Raw genomic sequence first — 17,492 nt, forward strand, 5'->3', positions numbered from 1 at the left:
TCAACGCCGCTCCAGTCCCGGCAATTCCAGGGTTTCGCGCTTGGCTTCAGCGTCAAGCTCACGCAAGGTCCGGTAGATCAAGGCGACCGCCTGCAAGGTTTCGCGAGGAATCCCCATCCCCAGCTTTTTCTCGTACAGCGTACGGGCCAGCCAGACGCATTGGACCACCGGGACATCGGCGGCTTTCGCCCGGTCGATCAACGCGCGTGCCTGCGCATCCGTGCCCTTGTCCACCAGTAACGGCAGCGGCGTCTTGCCTGGGCGGTAATACAAGGCGACGGCAAAGTGCGTCGGGTTGACCACCAGCATGTCGGATTCCTCCAGCTTGGGCAGCTTGACCTTGGGTTCTTCCTGGGCCAGTTGATAAGCCAGGGAGCGACGCTGCCCCTTCACGTGCGGGTCGCCTTCCATATCCTTGTATTCCTTGAGTACCTCCACTTGGGTCATGCGCATGCGCTTGGCAAAAAAATGCTTCTGCAACGCCAGGTCAATCAACGCCAAGACCAGCAGCAAGCCCAGACAGGCATGCAGTAGATGGCGGAACACTACAATCAGCGCCTGGACATAGGTTTGCAGGTCGCTACCGGCCAGCTTGATCAGGGTTCCCAAGGACGGACCGATCACGGCATACAGGATCACGCCCAATAGCAGGGCCTTGGCCAGGCTCATCAACAGGTTCATGACCTGCTGGGCCGAGAACATCTGCTTGAGTTGACTCAGAGGGTTCAGGCGACTGAAGTTGAGCTGCAGGCTCTGTGGCGCAAACAGCAACCCGAACTGCATCCAGCTGCTGATCAACTTCACGCTGATCGCCACGCCGGCCATCATCAGGGCAAACGCAAAAAACACGATCAGGCTTTCCAGCAACACCTCTTCCAAAGCACGTGCGAAGGGTTGGCCCATTCGCGACATGGGCAGCACCATCAGCTGCTGGAAGCGCTGCATGCTGGGTTCGGCCGTGAACAAGGCGATCTCGCTCAAGGCGGTCAACACCAGCAATTTACCGACATCCTGGCTCTGCGCGACCTGGCCTTTTTGACGTTGGTCACGCAACTTCTTCGGCGTCGCCGCGTGCTTTTTCTCACCGGAGTCACTCATGGCGTCGAGCCCTGAAGCAATAGGCCCAGGGCGTGTTTGAGATCACCCAGCAGGCTCATGCGACCGACGATCAAATCCTGCAACAGGGGAAAGTACAAAATCAGGATCATCAACCCGGCCAGGCTTTTGAGCGGCGGCGCCAGGGTCGACACTTGCAGTTGCGGGCTATACAACCCGAGCAAGGCGACGCCGAATTCCAGCAACAGCAACACGCCAATGAATGGTGCGGCATACAGCATCATGTGCATGAGCGTATCGCCAAGCAGCCCGAGGAATACGCTGAAGCCATTCACCGCCACCGCCGGCAGCCACGCCGTCGGCGGCCACATCAGGTAGCTGTCCCAGATTACCTGGGTCAATACGCCAAGCCCGAGGGTCGCGATCAACAGGTAGATCGCCAACTGCTTGAACAGGTGGCCCACGGGCGTAGCATCCGGCCCCAACGAAGGGTTGAGCTGACCACCGGCCAGGGCGCCACGCTGGTTGTCCAGCAAGGCGCCCACTGACTCGAACATCCAGAACGGCATGGCCAGCAAGATCCCGAGCAGGAACCCCAGCACCAGCTCCTTGAACACCAACCCAGCGATCATCAAGGCCGAGTAGTCCTGGCCGTTGAGCACGCTGTAGATGCCGGGTGCCGGAATCAGCGCGAGGACCATGACGATGATGTGTCGAGGCATCCCCCTAAGGTGCTGGAAGCAGAATGCAGGCACCAGAAAAGCACAGGGATAGATGCGCGCCATGGCGACCAGCAGGCTGGGCAGGTAATCAACGAGAAGCAGCAAGCCGGTAACCTCAGTTCAGTGCCGAACGGGCGATCATGTCGAACGTCAGGTTGATCAGTTGGATCAACTCCACTCCAATCCAGCGCCCGGTCAATATCAGCGTGACGCCCACCGCGACCAACTTGATGCCAAAGGGCAGGGTCTGATCCTGTATTTGCATCAACGCCTGCACCAGCGATGTCAGCACACCGACCACCACCGCCACGATCAACGGGGGCGCCGACAGGACCACCACCAGCAACATGCCTTGCTTGAACAGCACGATCGGTTCCATAGGCCACTCACAGATAAGAAAGGAACAGGCTGTCGAGCAGACGCGACCATCCGGACACCAGGACGAACAGGAGCAGCTTGAGCGGCAGTGAGATGGTCATGGGCGAGACCATTTGCATGCCCAATGCCAGGAGCAGATTGGAGACGATCAAATCGATGACGATAAACGGGATGTAGATCAGGAAGCCGATCTCGAAACCCGCCTGCAACTGCGAGAGAACAAAGGCCGGCATCAACAGGATCAAGTCTTCGCGCTGAACCTGCTGCGCCATTTCCGGCGGCCACATGCGCGCACTGTTTTCCTTCAGGTGGGTCAGGACATCCGGATCGGTATTGCGCTGCATGAACGTGCGCAACGGCTGGATGGCCACCAGGCCAGTCTCTTGCATCGTCTGCACGCTGCTCAAGTCCAGCGGTGACGCCTTGAGCGTCTGCGCCACCTCATAGCCGACGGGCGCCATGATAAACAGCGTCGCCGCCAGGGCGATGCCATTGATCGCCATGCTCGGGGGTACCTGCTGCACGCCGATGGCGTTGCGGGTAATCATCAGCACGATGACGATCTTCAAGAACGCCGTGCACACGATCAACAACATCGGCATCAGCGACAATGAACCCAGAAACAGCGCGAGAACGAGCGGGTCCACGCCTTGAAAGGTCATCGGGAGAACACCACACGGGACAACTGCAAGCCGAGCCGCCCATCCACCTCAACCAACTGGCCCTGGCCGATGGGCCGGTCGCCATAGTAAAGCCCGGCCATGCCGGGAGCGTATCCGGTTATCCCCAACACGGCGCCGGGGGCGAGGTTGCGCAACTCGCCGAGGCTCAGGTTCAGCGTGCCGCAGCGTACATTGAGCGCCATGCTCAACTCATCAAATGGCTCATGACCGAACACATCCGTCACCGGTCGGTCGTCCCCGCCTTGCGGAGCGTGATGAGCAACCAAATCTTCATCCACAGTTGTTTCCTCTATTGAAGTCACGGTCAGGCACAGCGACCCGCTTGCATCGTCAATGCACCCGTGCAGGCGATGCTTGCCGACGGGCAAGTAACCGGTGCCCTGCACTTGAAAATAGGTGTGTTCGAGCACCACGACGTCGCCTTCGCGGACGCTGCACAGCTGCGCGATCGACAAACGCAAATGCCCCAGCGTGACCGCGAGCGTCAGTTGGAATCGGTCCGGCATCGGCGCGGCTGTCGGCTGCCAAGGCCCGGCCTCGCACAGTGCCAGGAAGCTATGCGTAGACATCCACAGAAAACCCGCGACCCTGGATGCGCCAAGGCACACCCACAGCCGACAACCGAAGTCCAACACCGGCACCGCGGGGGATAAACGCAGGTAGCCGAACAACGCGCGAACCTGTGGGCTCAGATGTTGTTCAAACAGCGCCCAGAACCAGGAGTCCGGATCATTGCCGGCCTGGGCCAGTGTCACCGGGCACTCGCCCAACAGGCTGAGCTGCGGAGAAGGCTCACCGAACGCCAGCACCCCGCAGGCCGTTTCAAAACACAACGGCGTTACGCCTTCCGGTGCGCGCGCGGGCTCAAGCCGCAACTCCCCGCGCTGGCCGTCGACCTCAAAGGGCAGGCGCAACCCGCCCCCCAACCGACGCAGCGCAGCGACCACGTCACCCTGCACCGGGCGCAAGGCCAGAGGCGGCATCATCACGTGCGCTCCAGATGCGCCAGATGCAGGCTGACCGGCTGGCCAACGGCCTGGGCAATCCGATCCTCACAGCGCTGTCGCACACCACTGAGCCAACGCGTCGTCGTGTCCTGCTCGGCCTCCAACTCAACGCTCCAGGCGCCCTGCTCTCGGCGGATACGGGTCTGAATCCGCCCCAGCCGAGGCACGTACAGCATCGCTTCCAGCGGCCACTGCGAAGCGATGTGTAACCGAGGGGCCAACTGTTCGGTCAATGTCTCGATCATGGCGATCTCTGCGGCTGCGCTTCGTCCCGCCGCAGCGTGGCTGCCATAGCCCGTGGGCTCACCTTCATCAGCGAATAGCCGGCGGAACAACTGCCCTTGTTCTTCAGGGATAGCCACGCCGGCCCCGGCCTCACGCGCCTCACGAAGCTCCCGCAGGCGCGGACGCTCGACCTTGTCTGCCGGCACCTGAGTCACGCCTCCTCCTGAATCAATAAACTGGCCAGTTCCTGAAGCTTTTCGACCTCACGCAAACATTGGCTGACCTGCTTCTGCACGCTGCTGATGTGCTCGGCCTGCTGCGCCTTTTGCTCATGCAAGGCGTGTAGATGGTCTTCTTCACGCTGGGTGCCGGCCGACAGGTTGCGCTCTTGGGCGCTCCAATCTTTCAACGCCTTGAAGGTCATGACCTGCCCCTGATGCTGACTCAGCAGTTGTGCGCATTGCCGCGCCTCTTCGAGGCGTGTGTGTTCAAGCGCCTGCTGCGCCTGCGCGATCTGTTCCAGCAGGGTTCGCTGGGCTCGCTGGGCGGCACTCAACGCTCGCTCGACACGATCCGCGCGATGCCGACGCAAGCGCCGCAGTGTCTCGACTTCAACGCTCAGTGACTCAGAAGGGGACATACGCTGTCAGCTCCGTCAGTTGCTCCAGGGTCGTCGTGATAGGTGATGGCTCTCGCAAGTCCTGGCGCAGAAAACCATCGACGGACTGACGGCTGTCCACGGCCATATCGGTCAAGGCATCACTGCCGGGCTGATACTCACCCAGCTTGAGCATCAGCTCGATCTGCTGATACGCCGACAACAAGCGTCGCAGCGCGGTGCCGGCCCGGATATGTGCGGGCTCGGCCACATTGCTCAAAATCCTCGATAAGCTGGCCAGTACATCCACCGCCGGATAGTGACCACGCTCGGCCAGCTTGCGCGACAGCACGATGTGACCATCAAGCAGGGAGCGAACCTCATCGGCCACCGGATCGCTCATGGAGTCCTGTTCGATCAGCACCGTGTAGATGGCGGTGATCACACCGTCTCGCGTCAGCCCGGCCCGCTCCACCAACCGCGGCAGCAAGCTATACACCGACGGCGGCAAGCCCCCGCGCCCCAGGGGTTCGCCGGCCGCCAGGCCGATCTCGCGCTGGGCTCTGGCGAACCGGGTCAGGGAATCGATCAGCAACAACACCCGCTGGCCTTTGCGCCGAAACCCTTCGGCCAGCGCCGTTGCGGTGAAAGCGGCGCGGGCGCGCTCCATGCTGGAACGGTCGGAGGTGGCACAGACCAATACCGCCTTGGCGCGTAATGCGTCATCCAGCTCATGGTCGAGAAACTCACGCAGCTCGCGGCCTCGCTCACCAATCAGGCCGAACACAATCACATCGCAGTCCACGTTGCGGGCAATCTCGGCCAACAAGGTGGTCTTGCCACAACCGGCCCCTGCAAACAGGCCCACGCGCTGGCCCTCGCCCAAGGTCAACAGGCCATCGATCGAACGCACCCCGGTGGCAAGCGCCCGATTGATCCTCGGTCGCTCGGTCGGCAGCGGCGCTTCGCACAATACGGTGCTGGCATCGAGCGTGTCGGTCACGACAAACGCACTGGGACCGTCCCCCGCAATAGGCCGACCAAAGCCATCCAGCACCTGCCCCAGCAGCGCCTCGCTGACTTGTACTCGGTGTGGCACGCCCAGGCGCTCAACACTGGCGCCTACGCGCACACCTTCCAGGTTACCCAGGGCGCTGAGCACCGCGTCCTGCTGATCGAACCCGATGATTTCGGCCAGCATGCAATCACCCGGTTTTTTCTCCACCTGGCACAAGTCACCAATACGTGCGTCAGGCAACCGGCATTGCAACAGCATGCCGTTCACACGCTGTATGCGACCGCGCATCGAAACGGGCGCAAAGCGGGTCAACGCGTGTGACTGGTTCAGCCGCCACGCTTCCAGGCGCGCCTGTATCGAGTTGTTCACCAGCGCACCTCATACCGTTGCGTACCGTCAAAAATCACTTTGTTGTTGTCGATCAACACCAACCGCAGGCCATTCAGTTCGTCGCCCACGAACAACCGAACGCCGTGCTCAAGCACCACATGGCCGCTGGCGCCGCCGACGATTTGGAGGATCTTGAAGGGGAGTGTGTTATCGCGTACCTGCACGCGGCTGATCACCGGCACGGCGGTGTCGAACTGCTCGGCGAAACGACTGAGCATGCGGGCGACCAACTCGACCTCTTCCTGGGAAACATCGCCGTTGAGGACAATCTGGGCATTGATCACCTGCAAGCTGACCCGCTGGGCCAACTCACGTTCGCTGAGCATCTTCAACAACTGCTGCCGCACCTCGAAGGGCGAGATCAGCTCCTGCTTTTGCTCCACGGCGGGCATCAGCGACGCTTGTGCCCCGCGCCCTGGCGTCGAGACGATACCGATCGCGACGATGACCACGGCACACAGCAACACCAGGCTGATCAAACGTTTCTGTTGCGACGGGGAGATCGACGACAGCACCAGCCGCTGGGCGGGTTCAGGCGGCGGCGCCAACGGTGTTGGCCGGTCAGGCGGCGCCTGCGGCCAAGGCTGATCAGCCGGCACCACACACAAGCGCACGGCACCGATCACAAAAGGCGTATCGAGTGCCAGGTCGCCGATCTGCGCCAGCACTTGCCCGTCGCTGTTTTGCAACAGCCCCGCTTCGGCCTGCACCGTCCAATGTCCGTCGACCAGTTGCAAACGGGCGTGGTGCTCGGTGATACCCGGGTCCCTCAACAACAGGTCGGCATCCGCGTGGGCGCCAAGGCTCCACTGCTCGCCAAACAACGGCAAAGCGGCGCCTTTTTGCAGTCCATCGAGTACCCGCAGCTCGAACATCATCGCACCTGTGGTGTCAGCATTAACGGCGGTGTCATGCCACTGCTCCGCGCATCAACTCGTCCTGGCCCAGGTCAAAACGCCCCAGTACCCTGACCTTGGAAGTACTCCCCAACTCGGCGAAGGACAGCACCGGCACATGGCTGAATTCGTCCAGCAACAAAGTGCGCAAGGGACTGCGCAGATCCTGTGCCACCAGCATCACGCTCTTGCTTTTGGGCCGCGCCGAAAATGCCTGGTTGAGCAGGTTGATCAGGGCTGCACTGCTCTCGTTGTCGAGGGCAAAGAACACGCCGCTCTGGGTCTGGCGCAACGCTTCGCGCAGGATGTTTTCAGTCTGGGGCGACAGCAGCCAGGCATGCAGGCCATCGGGCTCGCTGTATTGGTGGTAGATCTGCGACTTGAGGGCAATGCGCGCGTAATCGGCCAAGGCATCCGGTTCGCGCTCATGCTGGCCGTACTCGATCAACGACTCGACAATCAAGCGCACCGCACGCAACGGCACGCCTTCGCTGGCCAGGCGCTGCAGCACTGACGAAAACCGCGAAAGCGGCATGATGCGTTGCAGTTCCTGCACCAGTTCCGGCTGGTTGTGTTCCAGCCAACTGAGAATCGCCTTGCTCTCCTGGATACCGAGAAAGCGCGGCCCGCTAAGCATCATCGCTCGCGTCATGCGCTCGATGATCAGGCTCGGGGCAGTGAAACGCTCGACCTGGGGGTCGTCCAATAAAGGGTCATCGGGAGCAAGCCATAACCAATCCTGCTCATCGCGCTCAGGAAGCCCTCTCTCACCTCGCTCCAAGGGTGGCGTCAGCGATGCGTATTCAACGGCGATGCGATCACTCAGGGTCGCCGCCATCACCGGCACTTCGTGCACGCAGAAGCGCATCTCGTCAGGCGCCAGCAAGTCATCGAATTCGGCTTCAAACGGCGGCAGCGTCAGGCCGATGCTTGTGACCAGCCCGTTCCGGGCCTGGCGAATCTTATGAACGATATCGATGACCTGCGGCGTTGCGTACAACGTCGGGTGGAACTGCAACAGATAGGGGCGTGACGGATCAAAACCGCGCAAGTCTTCGTCGCCGTTTTCCTCGGGCCGCACCACTTTTTCAGCCTGCGGCGGCGGGGCAGCCTCGCGCTGGCGCTGGCGCGCCAGGTAGTAGCCCAGGCTGCCGGTCATCAGCGAGATCAGAATAAACACCACCGTGGGCATGCCTGGCAGCGCGGCGAAGGCGAGCATGCCTACCGAGGCGATCATCCAGCTCTTGGGCTCACTGGTCATCTGCCGGGCAATTTCGGCGCCCATGTTATTGGCGCCCTTGCGCCCATCCGGTGCCACACGGGTAATGATCATGCCGGCGGTCAGGGAGATCAGCAGCGCCGGAATCTGTGCGATCAGGCCATCGCCAATGGTCAGCACCGAATACAACGCCATCGATTCTCCCGCACTCATCCCATGCTGGAACATCCCGGTGGAGAAACCACCCAGCAGGTTGATGAGCACGATGATCAAGCCGGCAATGGCGTCGCCTTTGACGAATTTCATGGCCCCGTCCATGGCCCCGAACAGCTGGCTTTCACGGGACAACTGCTCGCGTTTGTCGCGAGCTTGCCCACCGTCGATCAGCCCGGCGCGCAAATCGCTATCGATCGACATCTGCTTGCCCGGCATGGCATCCAGGCTGAAGCGCGCGGCGACTTCGGCGACCCGTTCGGAGCCCTTGGTAATCACCAGGAAGTTGACCAGGGTCAGAATCATGAAAATCACCAGGCCTACCGCGAGGTTACCGCCCACCACAAAATTGCCGAAGGCTTCGACAATGTCACCCGCGTCCTGCTCCAGCAGGATCAAACGCGTAGTGGCGATCGACAATGCCAGGCGAAACATTGTGGTCAGCAGCAAAATCGACGGGAACGACGAGAATGCCAACGGCCCGGGCAGGTACAGCGCGAGCACGATCAGCAAACAGGAAATGCAGATATTGAGTGCGATCAGGATATCCACCAACCAGGTGGGCAACGGCACAATAAAGATGAACACGATGGCCATGACCACCACCGCGCCTAACACTTCAGCACGCTGCGCCACTTTGAGCAGCACAGCGTTGATGGCGGCCAGCACTGTCACGGGAGGCTCCTCGACTCACCGTCGAAGTGCAGGTGACCGCGCTCGGCACGGGTGAATTCGTCCATCACCAGCAAGATGTTATGCAGGGCTTCTTCACGCCCACGGCTGTCACGCCACAGAGCCAGGGGCAAACGTTGCATCACCGGGTACAAGCCGTTGAGAGACACCAGTTGGGCAGCCGGTAGCGCGCCGCCAAAATCGCAAGCTAGCCGCTGGACTTCCGCCGATTCGATACCGGTGCCGGCATAACCCAGAAGCCGTTGCAGCAGGCCTACCGCATCCAGCTCCGCATCCAGGCGCTGGATCAACGCCTGGCAATTGGATAACGCCCCGCCCAGCTGGCTGCAGCTCTGCAAACCCAGCAGCAACGTACGCAGTTGTGCCGTGGGTACCGAAGGCGTGTGGGCGGCGATATCGTCGGCCAAAGCACGACGCATCAGGTTGAGCCCGGCGCCAAACTGCTCGCCACCGTACACCCCGAGCAGCGATTGCATCATGAACGCCAGGGATTGGCGCATGACCACACTGGCGTAATACAACGCACGCACCGCTTGGCGTTCCTCTGGGTCACCACTGGCCTGCTGCAGCGTCAGTGCGATATTCAGCCCGGCCTGGATTTCCCGCTTGAAGCGGATTTCCAACTTTGCGAGTGCATCTCGCGCCAGGGCCGCCTCGACTTTGCGCGCTTCAGCCTGGGCCTCGGCCGCCACCCGCTGAAGTACCACGAAGGTGCGCGCAGGATCGCGGCCAGTCAGTTCGAGCAATGTGTCGATACCAGGCTGTAGCAACAGTTGCATGCGGACCTGGCGAGCAACGGTTGCCAATGACGCCTGCGCAGGATGGCCCAGTTGTTCATAGAGCTGGGTGATGTGCTCAATCGGTGTGACCTGCCGCCCAATCGAACGGCGGCCCAGAGCCACGCCATTGAGCGCCATTTCTTCGTTGAATATCTGGGCAATGTCGTCGATAGCCGTGGCACCGGCCTGCGTTTGAGTAACGCCGATGCGGGGTTGATCCGGGCTCAGGATCGGTTGCACATCGTTGAACGGTTCGACTTTCATGGGCGGGCCAGGACAGGGAGTTTGTGTCCCTATGTGGCAGGCGCGCGCCATACGGTTCCATCGAACTATCCCTGCGGCGTTTTTGAAAATACCCGCACAACAGCATCCCCGCTTTTTGCAAAAGACTGCACAAAACCCAGCACAAAAAAAATAAATATCTACTTATAAATCAACGAATTAAAACTTTTTTTCCTTTGGCACAGCCAGTGCAAAAGGGGTCACGTCGAAACCACTTCGACCGTGTCCACCCAGAGGAAAAAATCATGGATATCCCTATTGGTGCCCTCGCTCATCTTGTTGGCAGCTCGCCTCAATTCATGCTCCACCTGACGGACGACCAACAAAAAAAACTCCGGCGCTTCATTCATAAGCGCGTGCTCAACCCGGAAGATGCGGACGATCTTCTGCAACTCACCTACCTGGAAGCCTGGCGTAACCGCGAGCGCTACAGCGGCCAGGCGACACTCAGCACCTGGATGTGCGGAATCGCGCAGAACCTGATTCGCAACCACTTCCGGCGCCTGTATGCCAAACCGGTGCATTGCGAATTCGACGAGGCGCTGTGGCATGGCCAGGAGGACAGCCGTAATCTGGACTGGGAGTTCGAGGTCAATCGCCGGCTGGAAAAAACCCTGATAGCCATCAAGGACCTGCCGCAGGAAATGCGCAAAACCCTGTATGCCTCGCTGGAGACGGATGGCAGCTATCAGGACACCGCCGATGCACTGGACATCCCTATCGGCACTGTTCGCTCGCGCCTGTCACGGGCACGTGAACAACTCAAGCGCGTCACCCACACGCCGTTGCGACCTTAAGCCAGACCAGCTGGCCATCGTTGGGCGACAGGGATATCAGCCCAACTCGATCTAGCCTTTTCATGCGCGACAGCAAGGCCGTGCCCATCCCGCCGAAACCTGACGCCCAACCCGCCACTCGTCGCTGTTTAGCCCGATTTTCCTTAAACAGTTGAAAGCGTAGAAAAATTTTCAACAAAAACGCTTGACGCATTCCCGTTCTACGCGAATAATGCGCGCCACTTGGCTACATAGCTCAGTTGGTTAGAGCATAGCATTCATAATGCTGGGGTCCGGGGTTCAAGTCCCTGTGTAGCCACCAAGTACCGATCCATAGATGTCTACAGCAGTCTGTGAATCACCTCAAGAAGCCCGCCTCGTGCGGGCTTTCTTGTTTCTGGACATCCATGCGGGTCCAGCGACGTCAAACTCACCCTCTCCAATACGACACTCGCCAACCTGGCTGCTTGATCATGCCTGTGCTTCAGGCTTTGAAGACGCCCGTCCACGCCCAGACCAACGCACCACAGTGCTCTCTCGCGAATATCGTGCAGACATCGTCGCCGATCAGGCTTAAAGCTAACTTCTAGAAACGCATCAAGCTGAAACGTATCAGCCTGTGTAAAAAGTCAAATTATGCACAAATGCAAATTTACGCTTGACCCCAAAAACCGGTTTGCCTAAGATGAAATTACTGTATGTACATACAGTATTTTTTATAACTTCCTTCACGGACGAGGTATTACCCATGAAAAGCAACACTGAAAAATTCGGCAAGATCCCCCATCAACCCAGCCTCTGGACTCGGGCCGATGCGCTGAAAGTCCACGCGGACGATCCCACTACGACCCAGCCACTGGTCAGTGCGGATTTCCCGGTATTGAGCAATGAGGTGTTCATCTGGGACACCATGCCGCTGCGCGATCTGGACGGAAACGTGACCTCCGTCGATGGCTGGTCGGTGATCTTCACCCTGACCGCGGATCGCCATCCTAACGACCCGGAGTACATCGACGAGAACGGTAACTACGACATCACCCGCGACTGGAACGACCGCCATGGCCGGGCAAAGATGTACTACTGGTTTTCCCGTACCGGCAAGGATTGGAAACTCGGTGGCCGAGTGATGGCCGAAGGGGTTTCGCCGACCGCTCGCGAATGGGCCGGCACGCCAATCCTGTTGAACGAAAAGGGGGACATTGACCTGTACTACACCGCCGTCACGCCAGGCGCGACCATCGTCAAGGTGCGCGGTCGGGTGGTGACGACCGAGCATGGTGTCAGCATGGTCGGCTTTGAAAAGGTCAAGCCGCTGTTCGAAGCCGACGGCCACATGTATCAGACCGAAGCGCAGAACGCCTTCTGGGGCTTTCGCGATCCTTGGCCGTTCCGTGACCCCAACGACGGCAAACTGTACATGCTGTTTGAAGGCAACGTGGCCGGCGAGCGCGGTTCGCACAAGGTCGGGAAAGCCGAAATCGGCGATGTGCCGCCGGGTTATGAAGACGTCGGCAACTCGCGCTTCCAGACCGCCTGTGTCGGTATCGCCGTGGCCCGTGACGAAGACGGGGACGACTGGGAAATGCTGCCGCCGCTGCTGACCGCGGTCGGCGTCAACGACCAGACCGAACGCCCACACTTCGTGTTCCAGGACGGCAAGTACTACCTGTTCACCATCAGCCACACCTTTACCTATGCCGACGGCGTGACCGGGCCGGACGGGGTGTACGGTTTCGTCGCCGATTCGCTGTTCGGCCCTTACGTGCCGTTGAACGGTTCCGGCCTGGTGCTGGGCAACCCGTCCTCCCAGCCGTTCCAGACCTACTCGCACTGTGTGATGCCCAACGGCCTGGTGACCTCGTTTATCGACAGTGTGCCGACCGACGAAACCGGCAAGCAGATTCGTATCGGCGGTACCGAAGCACCGACGGTGGGGATCAAGATCAAAGGGCAGCAGACGTTCGTGGTGGCCGAGTATGACTACGGTTACATTCCGCCGATGCTCGATGTAGCACTCCAATAACAGCGAAACAGGGTGTTTGGGCAGCGGGCTCGAATTCGATAAAGAGCCCGTTGTGGATAGGATCGAGTATCCCGCCCGGCTCACTGCAACACCGACCCGTTACGGGCTGCAAGGATGCAGCCCGTAACGGGTCTTCCTCTTTGTGAGCTACTTCATCACACTCTTGCCTGTCTGACATACCCTTGAGCGCAGCAGGAACGCCCTTCATGAGCCTCGACGTATTCGCCATCATTCTGCTGGGCGCCGCACTTCACGCCACCTGGAATGCCGTAGTCAAAGGGGGGGCCGACAAGCTCCTGACCACCTGCATGATCGCCTCAGTCGCTTCGCTGATCGCGTTGACGACTGTCCCGTTCCTGGAGCCCCCGGCGCGAGGCAGTTGGCCGTTCATAGGGGCATCAGTGGTTTTCCAGGTGCTGTATTTCGCCCTCATCGCCTCGACCTACCGCGTGGCCGACATGAGCCAGACCTATCCGATCATGCGCGGTACCGCGCCACTGCTGGTGGCGACGGTGAGCGTGCTGCTGTTGTCCGAGGCATTGTCGGCATTCGCCTGGCTCGGCATCGCAATCATCTCCCTCGGCATCTTGAGCATGGCCGCCGTCCCTTCGGCAGGTTCGCGAAAGGGCGTGGTGCTGGCCTTGATCAACGCCGGCGTGATCGCGGGCTACACCCTGATCGACGGCGTGGGTGTGCGTAAATCCAGCGCGCCGGCGGCGTACACCCTGTGGATATTCCTGCTGACCGGCATCCCGCTTTGCGCATGGGCCCTGGCCACACAGCGCGGCGTCTTCATTGAATACGTCAGGCGCCACTGGCACCTTGGCGTGGTGGGCGGCTTCGGCACACTGGCGTCCTATGGCCTGGCCCTGTGGGCGATGACTGCCGCACCGATCGCCACGGTTTCTGCGCTACGGGAAACCTCCATCCTGTTTGGCGTGGTGATCTGTGCATGGGTACTCAAAGAGCATCTGACGCGGGCTCGCCTCCTCGCCGCCTGCATCATTGCCGGCGGGGCGATGGTATTGCGCCTGGGCTGAACAGCGTTTGCGCTCAAAAAAACTTCGTATCTGTATTTTGACGCTCCGGGGACCCACTGTTAGTGTCCGGCCTCCCCTACACGGAGTGCTCCTGATGAAATTGGATATCTACCAGGTCGATGCTTTCAGCCAACATCCCTTTGGCGGTAACGCGGCGGCGGTCTGCCCGCTGACCGAATGGCTGACCGATGAGCAACTGCACAACATCGCCGCCGAGAACAACCTCTCGGAAACCGCGTTCTTCGTGCCCCGTGATGGATTTTACGAGTTGCGCTGGCTGACCCCGGAAGTCGAGGTGGACCTGTGCGGCCACGCCACGCTCGCGGCGGCATGGGTCTTGATTCACCAGTTGCCGGATGCACCGGATGTGTTGCGCTTCGCCACCCGCAGCGGTGAGTTGCGCGTAACGCGCAATGGCGACGAACTGGCGATGGATTTCCCGGCCAAGCAGCCCGAGCGTTGTGAGCCACCCACCGGCCTGTTGAACGCCTTGGGGGTTGAGCACGCCGAGGTGTATGCCACCGATGACTACATCGTGCTGCTGGAAGACGAAGCCCAGGTCGCCGCCCTGACGCCGGATTTCGTTCGCCTCAAGGGCCTGCCTAAACGCGGAATTGCGGTGACGGCCAAAAGCACGCGGTTTGATTTCATTTCTCGCTGGTTCGGCCCGAATGTCGGTATCAATGAAGACCCTGTCACCGGCTCTGCGCACACCTCGCTGACGCCATTCTGGGCCGAGCGCCTGGGCAAGTCGCAATTGAGCGCCGAACAGGGAGGCAACCGTCGTGGACAACTGCGTTGCGAACTCAAGGGCGACCGCGTGATTATCGCCGGGCACGCAGTGCTCTACCTCAAGGGCACGATTTACCTGTAAAAAGGAGCCACCCAAGGACAACAGATCATTCTCACAATGAACGGAGTTCAGCACGTGCTTTCGATTTCCCGCCGTCAACTGTCAATGGTTGCCGCAGCCTTCGCCCTGGCCGGCTGTCACATCCCCGTCACTGAACAACCTCCAGCACCGGAGCTGGGTTCGGGTTACCGCAGCGATCTTGTGACGCAACACGCCGAGCGCCATATGGCCGCCGCCGCCAACCCGTTGGCGGCCGAAGCCGGGCGTGAGATGTTGCGCCAAGGAGGCTCGGCCATTGATGCGGCGATCGCCATGCAGGCAGTGCTGACCCTGGTGGAACCGCAGTCGTCCGGCATCGGCGGCGGTGCGTTCATCATGCTCTGGGATGGGCAAACCGTACACGCGTACGACGGTCGCGAAACGGCGCCGGCCGGTGCGACCGAGCGCTTGTTCTTGAAGGCCGACGGCACTCCCATGGCGTTTCCCGAGGCGCAGATCGGCGGGCGTTCGGTCGGCACGCCGGGCGTCTTGCGTGCTCTGGAAATGGCACACAAGCAAACCGGCCACCTGCAATGGGCCAAGTTGTTCGAGCCCGCCATTCGTTTGTCGGAGCAGGGCTTCGCGATATCCCCACGCTTGCACGCGCTGATTGCCGCCGACCGCTACATCGCGCAGTCGCCGGAGATGGCGGCCTACTTTCTGAACGCCGATGGCACACCTAAAGCCGCCGGCACGCTGTTGAAAAACCCGGCACTGGCGAGTGTATTCAAGCGCATTGCCAAGGAAGGACCCGACGCGCTGTACCACGGCCCGATCGCCGACGAGATCGCACGCAAGGTCCAGGGCAATCGCAATGTGGGCAGCCTGTCGCAGGCCGACCTCAAGGGCTATGTCGCCAAGGAGCGCACACCGCTTTGCACCGACTACAAACAGTACCGCGTGTGCGGCATGCCGCCCCCCTCCTCGGGCGGGATTGCCGTTGCGCAAATCCTCGGCACGTTGCAGGCCGTGGAGGCCCGCGACCCGCGCCTGGCCATCGCGCCGATGGCACCCTTGAAAAGTGCCTCGCCCGCCGGTCTTGAGCCCAGCCCCGAAGCCGTGCACCTGATCGCTGAGGCCGGTCGCCTGGCCTTCGCCGACCGCGCACTGTATGTGGCCGATTCAGACTTCACCCCCGTCCCCGTCGCGGGCCTCGTCGCACCGGACTACCTGGCCCAACGCGCCACGCTGATCGGCGAGCGCAGCATGGGCATCGCCAAACCGGGCCGACCTGCGGGCATCCAGGTGGCGTACGCGCCGGACCGTTCGCCGCTGCGTATCTCCACCTCACAAGTGGTGGCCGTGGACGACCAGGGCGGCGCCGTATCGATGACCACCACGGTGGAAGCGGCGTTCGGCTCGCACCTGATGGTCCAAGGCTTTCTGCTGAACAACCAGATGACCGATTTTTCGTTCATCCCCGAAGAAAACGGCCAGCCGGTGGCCAACCGCGTCGAGCCGGGAAAACGCCCACGCTCGGCCATGGCACCGACCCTGGTGTTCGACCGCAAGAGCGGTGAATTGCTGGCCACGGTAGGCTCGCCGGGCGGCTCACAGATCATCGAGTATGTGAGCAAATCCTTGGTGGCTATGCTCGACTGGAACCTCGACCCGCAAGCCGCCATCAGCCTGCCGAACTTCGGCAGCCGCAACGGTGCGACCGAACTGGAGGCTGGCCTGTTCAGCCCAGGGTTGAAACAGGCGTTGCAGGACAAAGGCCATACGTTGAGCGAGATTGAGATGACCAGCGGCATCCAGGCCATCGTGCGCACGCGGGATGCCCAGGGCAAGGTGTCGCTGAGCGGCGGCGCGGACCCTCGGCGTGAAGGCGAAGCGGTCGGCGACTAATTTTTTCAGCGGAGACATCCTGTGCAGCAGGCAGACAATCTCGGCGCCGTCCCCGGCGTCGACCATGGCTTTTGCTCGATCAATGATCCTCTACGGCCAGAAACCGTGTTCATCTGCAAGCAGGTGCACAGCGCCTCGGTGATTGAATGGCAGGCCGATCAGGTGCCCAACACCCTTGAGGCGGACGGCGTGTTCACCCGCGAGCATCAGGCGATTGCGGTGATTACAGCCGACTGCCTGCCGGTGCTTATCGCCTCGGAAAACGGCGCAATGGTTGCCGCCGTGCATGGCGGTTGGAAGGGACTGCAAGGCGGGATCATCGCCAACGCGGTGCAACGCTTTGCCGACCAAGGCATTCCCGTGGACCAATTGCGAGTGGCCATCGGACCGTCGATCAAGCCGTGCTGTTATGAAGTGAGCGAGGGGTTTATCGGGCAGTTCCAGATCGATCAAGGCCACTTGTGGCGTGATGGTCTGGCGCCATGGAGCTTTGCGCAACCGACCCCATTGCTGCCACCCCGGATTACACCGCCGTATGCCAGGCAAGCGGGAAGTGCCTGGTTCGATTTGAGCGGGTATGGGGTGATGCTTCTGCAAGCGGCGGGACTCAAGCGTGAGCAGATCGAGGTCAGTAAGGTGTGCACTTATTGCACATCACCCACCTTCGCCAGCTACCGCCGAAGAACTCATCACCCGCAGGAACCGAAGACGTTGATCTATTCGTGGATTGCTCGCTCAGACAGGTGAGAGAGAA

At 60.8% G+C, this 17,492-nt stretch carries 17 protein-coding genes and 1 tRNA gene; 7 read left to right on the forward strand and 11 right to left on the reverse strand.

What is annotated here, in order from left to right; translation table 11 throughout:
* From sctU to sctW, 11 genes are read right to left on the reverse strand one after another with little or no spacing between them, the layout of a single operon-like run.
* Nucleotides 1-1,098: a type III secretion system export apparatus subunit SctU gene (sctU, locus tag C9383_RS11135; protein ID WP_090366941.1), complete on the reverse strand. Its 1,098-nt coding sequence runs from the start codon at nucleotides 1,096-1,098 to the stop codon at nucleotides 1-3.
* Entirely contained in the window at nucleotides 1,095-1,883 is a 789-nt protein-coding gene (gene sctT, locus C9383_RS11140) for a type III secretion system export apparatus subunit SctT (protein ID WP_090366943.1), read from the reverse strand. Before sctT ends, sctU begins: the two co-directional genes overlap by 4 nt.
* 10 nt (nucleotides 1,884-1,893) lie before the next feature.
* Nucleotides 1,894-2,157 (reverse strand): type III secretion system export apparatus subunit SctS, encoded by a 264-nt coding sequence (gene sctS, locus C9383_RS11145; RefSeq protein ID WP_060754800.1) that lies wholly within the window; start codon nucleotides 2,155-2,157, stop codon nucleotides 1,894-1,896.
* A gap of 7 nt (nucleotides 2,158-2,164) precedes the next feature.
* Nucleotides 2,165-2,818: a type III secretion system export apparatus subunit SctR gene (sctR, locus tag C9383_RS11150; protein WP_090366944.1), complete on the reverse strand. Its 654-nt coding sequence runs from the start codon at nucleotides 2,816-2,818 to the stop codon at nucleotides 2,165-2,167.
* Complete coding sequence (locus tag C9383_RS11155) at nucleotides 2,815-3,828, reverse strand: FliM/FliN family flagellar motor switch protein (RefSeq protein WP_060754798.1); 1,014 nt, start codon at nucleotides 3,826-3,828, stop codon at nucleotides 2,815-2,817. Before C9383_RS11155 ends, sctR begins: the two co-directional genes overlap by 4 nt.
* Nucleotides 3,825-4,286: a type III secretion system HrpP C-terminal domain-containing protein gene (locus tag C9383_RS11160; RefSeq protein ID WP_060754797.1), complete on the reverse strand. Its 462-nt coding sequence runs from the start codon at nucleotides 4,284-4,286 to the stop codon at nucleotides 3,825-3,827. The genes C9383_RS11155 and C9383_RS11160 overlap by 4 nt, the downstream gene beginning before the upstream one ends.
* Nucleotides 4,283-4,711: a type III secretion system stalk subunit SctO gene (sctO, locus tag C9383_RS11165; RefSeq protein ID WP_090366946.1), complete on the reverse strand. Its 429-nt coding sequence runs from the start codon at nucleotides 4,709-4,711 to the stop codon at nucleotides 4,283-4,285. The genes C9383_RS11160 and sctO overlap by 4 nt, the downstream gene beginning before the upstream one ends.
* Nucleotides 4,698-6,056 carry a FliI/YscN family ATPase gene (locus tag C9383_RS11170; RefSeq protein WP_060754795.1) on the reverse strand — a complete coding sequence of 453 codons (1,359 nt, stop codon included), beginning with the start codon at nucleotides 6,054-6,056 and terminating at the stop codon, nucleotides 4,698-4,700. Before C9383_RS11170 ends, sctO begins: the two co-directional genes overlap by 14 nt.
* Complete coding sequence (locus C9383_RS11175) at nucleotides 6,053-6,952, reverse strand: FHA domain-containing protein (protein WP_162843516.1); 900 nt, start codon at nucleotides 6,950-6,952, stop codon at nucleotides 6,053-6,055. Before C9383_RS11175 ends, C9383_RS11170 begins: the two co-directional genes overlap by 4 nt.
* Before the next feature lie 34 nt (nucleotides 6,953-6,986).
* On the reverse strand, nucleotides 6,987-9,080 hold the full coding sequence (gene sctV, locus C9383_RS11180; RefSeq protein ID WP_090366948.1) for a type III secretion system export apparatus subunit SctV: 2,094 nt from the start codon (nucleotides 9,078-9,080) through the stop codon (nucleotides 6,987-6,989).
* Nucleotides 9,077-10,141, reverse strand: a complete 1,065-nt coding sequence (sctW, locus tag C9383_RS11185) for a type III secretion system gatekeeper subunit SctW (RefSeq protein WP_090366949.1) — start codon at nucleotides 10,139-10,141, stop codon at nucleotides 9,077-9,079. The genes sctV and sctW overlap by 4 nt, the downstream gene beginning before the upstream one ends.
* Before the next feature lie 263 nt (nucleotides 10,142-10,404).
* On the opposite strand from sctW, the gene C9383_RS11190 reads away from it, so the two are divergent.
* From C9383_RS11190 to pgeF, 7 genes are all read left to right on the forward strand, one after another.
* On the forward strand, nucleotides 10,405-10,956 hold the full coding sequence (locus C9383_RS11190; RefSeq protein ID WP_060754791.1) for an RNA polymerase sigma factor: 552 nt from the start codon (nucleotides 10,405-10,407) through the stop codon (nucleotides 10,954-10,956).
* A gap of 224 nt (nucleotides 10,957-11,180) precedes the next feature.
* Nucleotides 11,181-11,257 (forward strand) — tRNA-Met (locus C9383_RS11195).
* A 426-nt stretch (nucleotides 11,258-11,683) separates the two neighbouring features.
* On the forward strand, nucleotides 11,684-12,958 hold the full coding sequence (locus C9383_RS11200) for a glycoside hydrolase family 68 protein (protein ID WP_060754790.1): 1,275 nt from the start codon (nucleotides 11,684-11,686) through the stop codon (nucleotides 12,956-12,958).
* A gap of 206 nt (nucleotides 12,959-13,164) precedes the next feature.
* Nucleotides 13,165-13,998: an EamA family transporter gene (locus C9383_RS11205; protein ID WP_090366950.1), complete on the forward strand. Its 834-nt coding sequence runs from the start codon at nucleotides 13,165-13,167 to the stop codon at nucleotides 13,996-13,998.
* Nucleotides 13,999-14,092: 94 nt separating this feature from the next.
* On the forward strand, nucleotides 14,093-14,872 hold the full coding sequence (locus C9383_RS11210) for a PhzF family phenazine biosynthesis protein (protein WP_090366951.1): 780 nt from the start codon (nucleotides 14,093-14,095) through the stop codon (nucleotides 14,870-14,872).
* A gap of 36 nt (nucleotides 14,873-14,908) precedes the next feature.
* The gene (gene ggt, locus C9383_RS11215) at nucleotides 14,909-16,738 is read left to right on the forward strand and encodes a gamma-glutamyltransferase (RefSeq protein WP_090366952.1); all 1,830 of its coding nucleotides are present in this window, start codon (nucleotides 14,909-14,911) and stop codon (nucleotides 16,736-16,738) included.
* A gap of 21 nt (nucleotides 16,739-16,759) precedes the next feature.
* A complete protein-coding gene (gene pgeF / locus C9383_RS11220; RefSeq protein WP_090366953.1) occupies nucleotides 16,760-17,485 on the forward strand; it encodes a peptidoglycan editing factor PgeF in 726 nt (241 codons plus the stop codon).
* Nucleotides 17,486-17,492 lie beyond the last annotated feature (7 nt).

This window comes from Pseudomonas palleroniana, assembly GCF_003031675.1.
GTDB lineage: Bacteria > Pseudomonadota > Gammaproteobacteria > Pseudomonadales > Pseudomonadaceae > Aquipseudomonas > Aquipseudomonas palleroniana.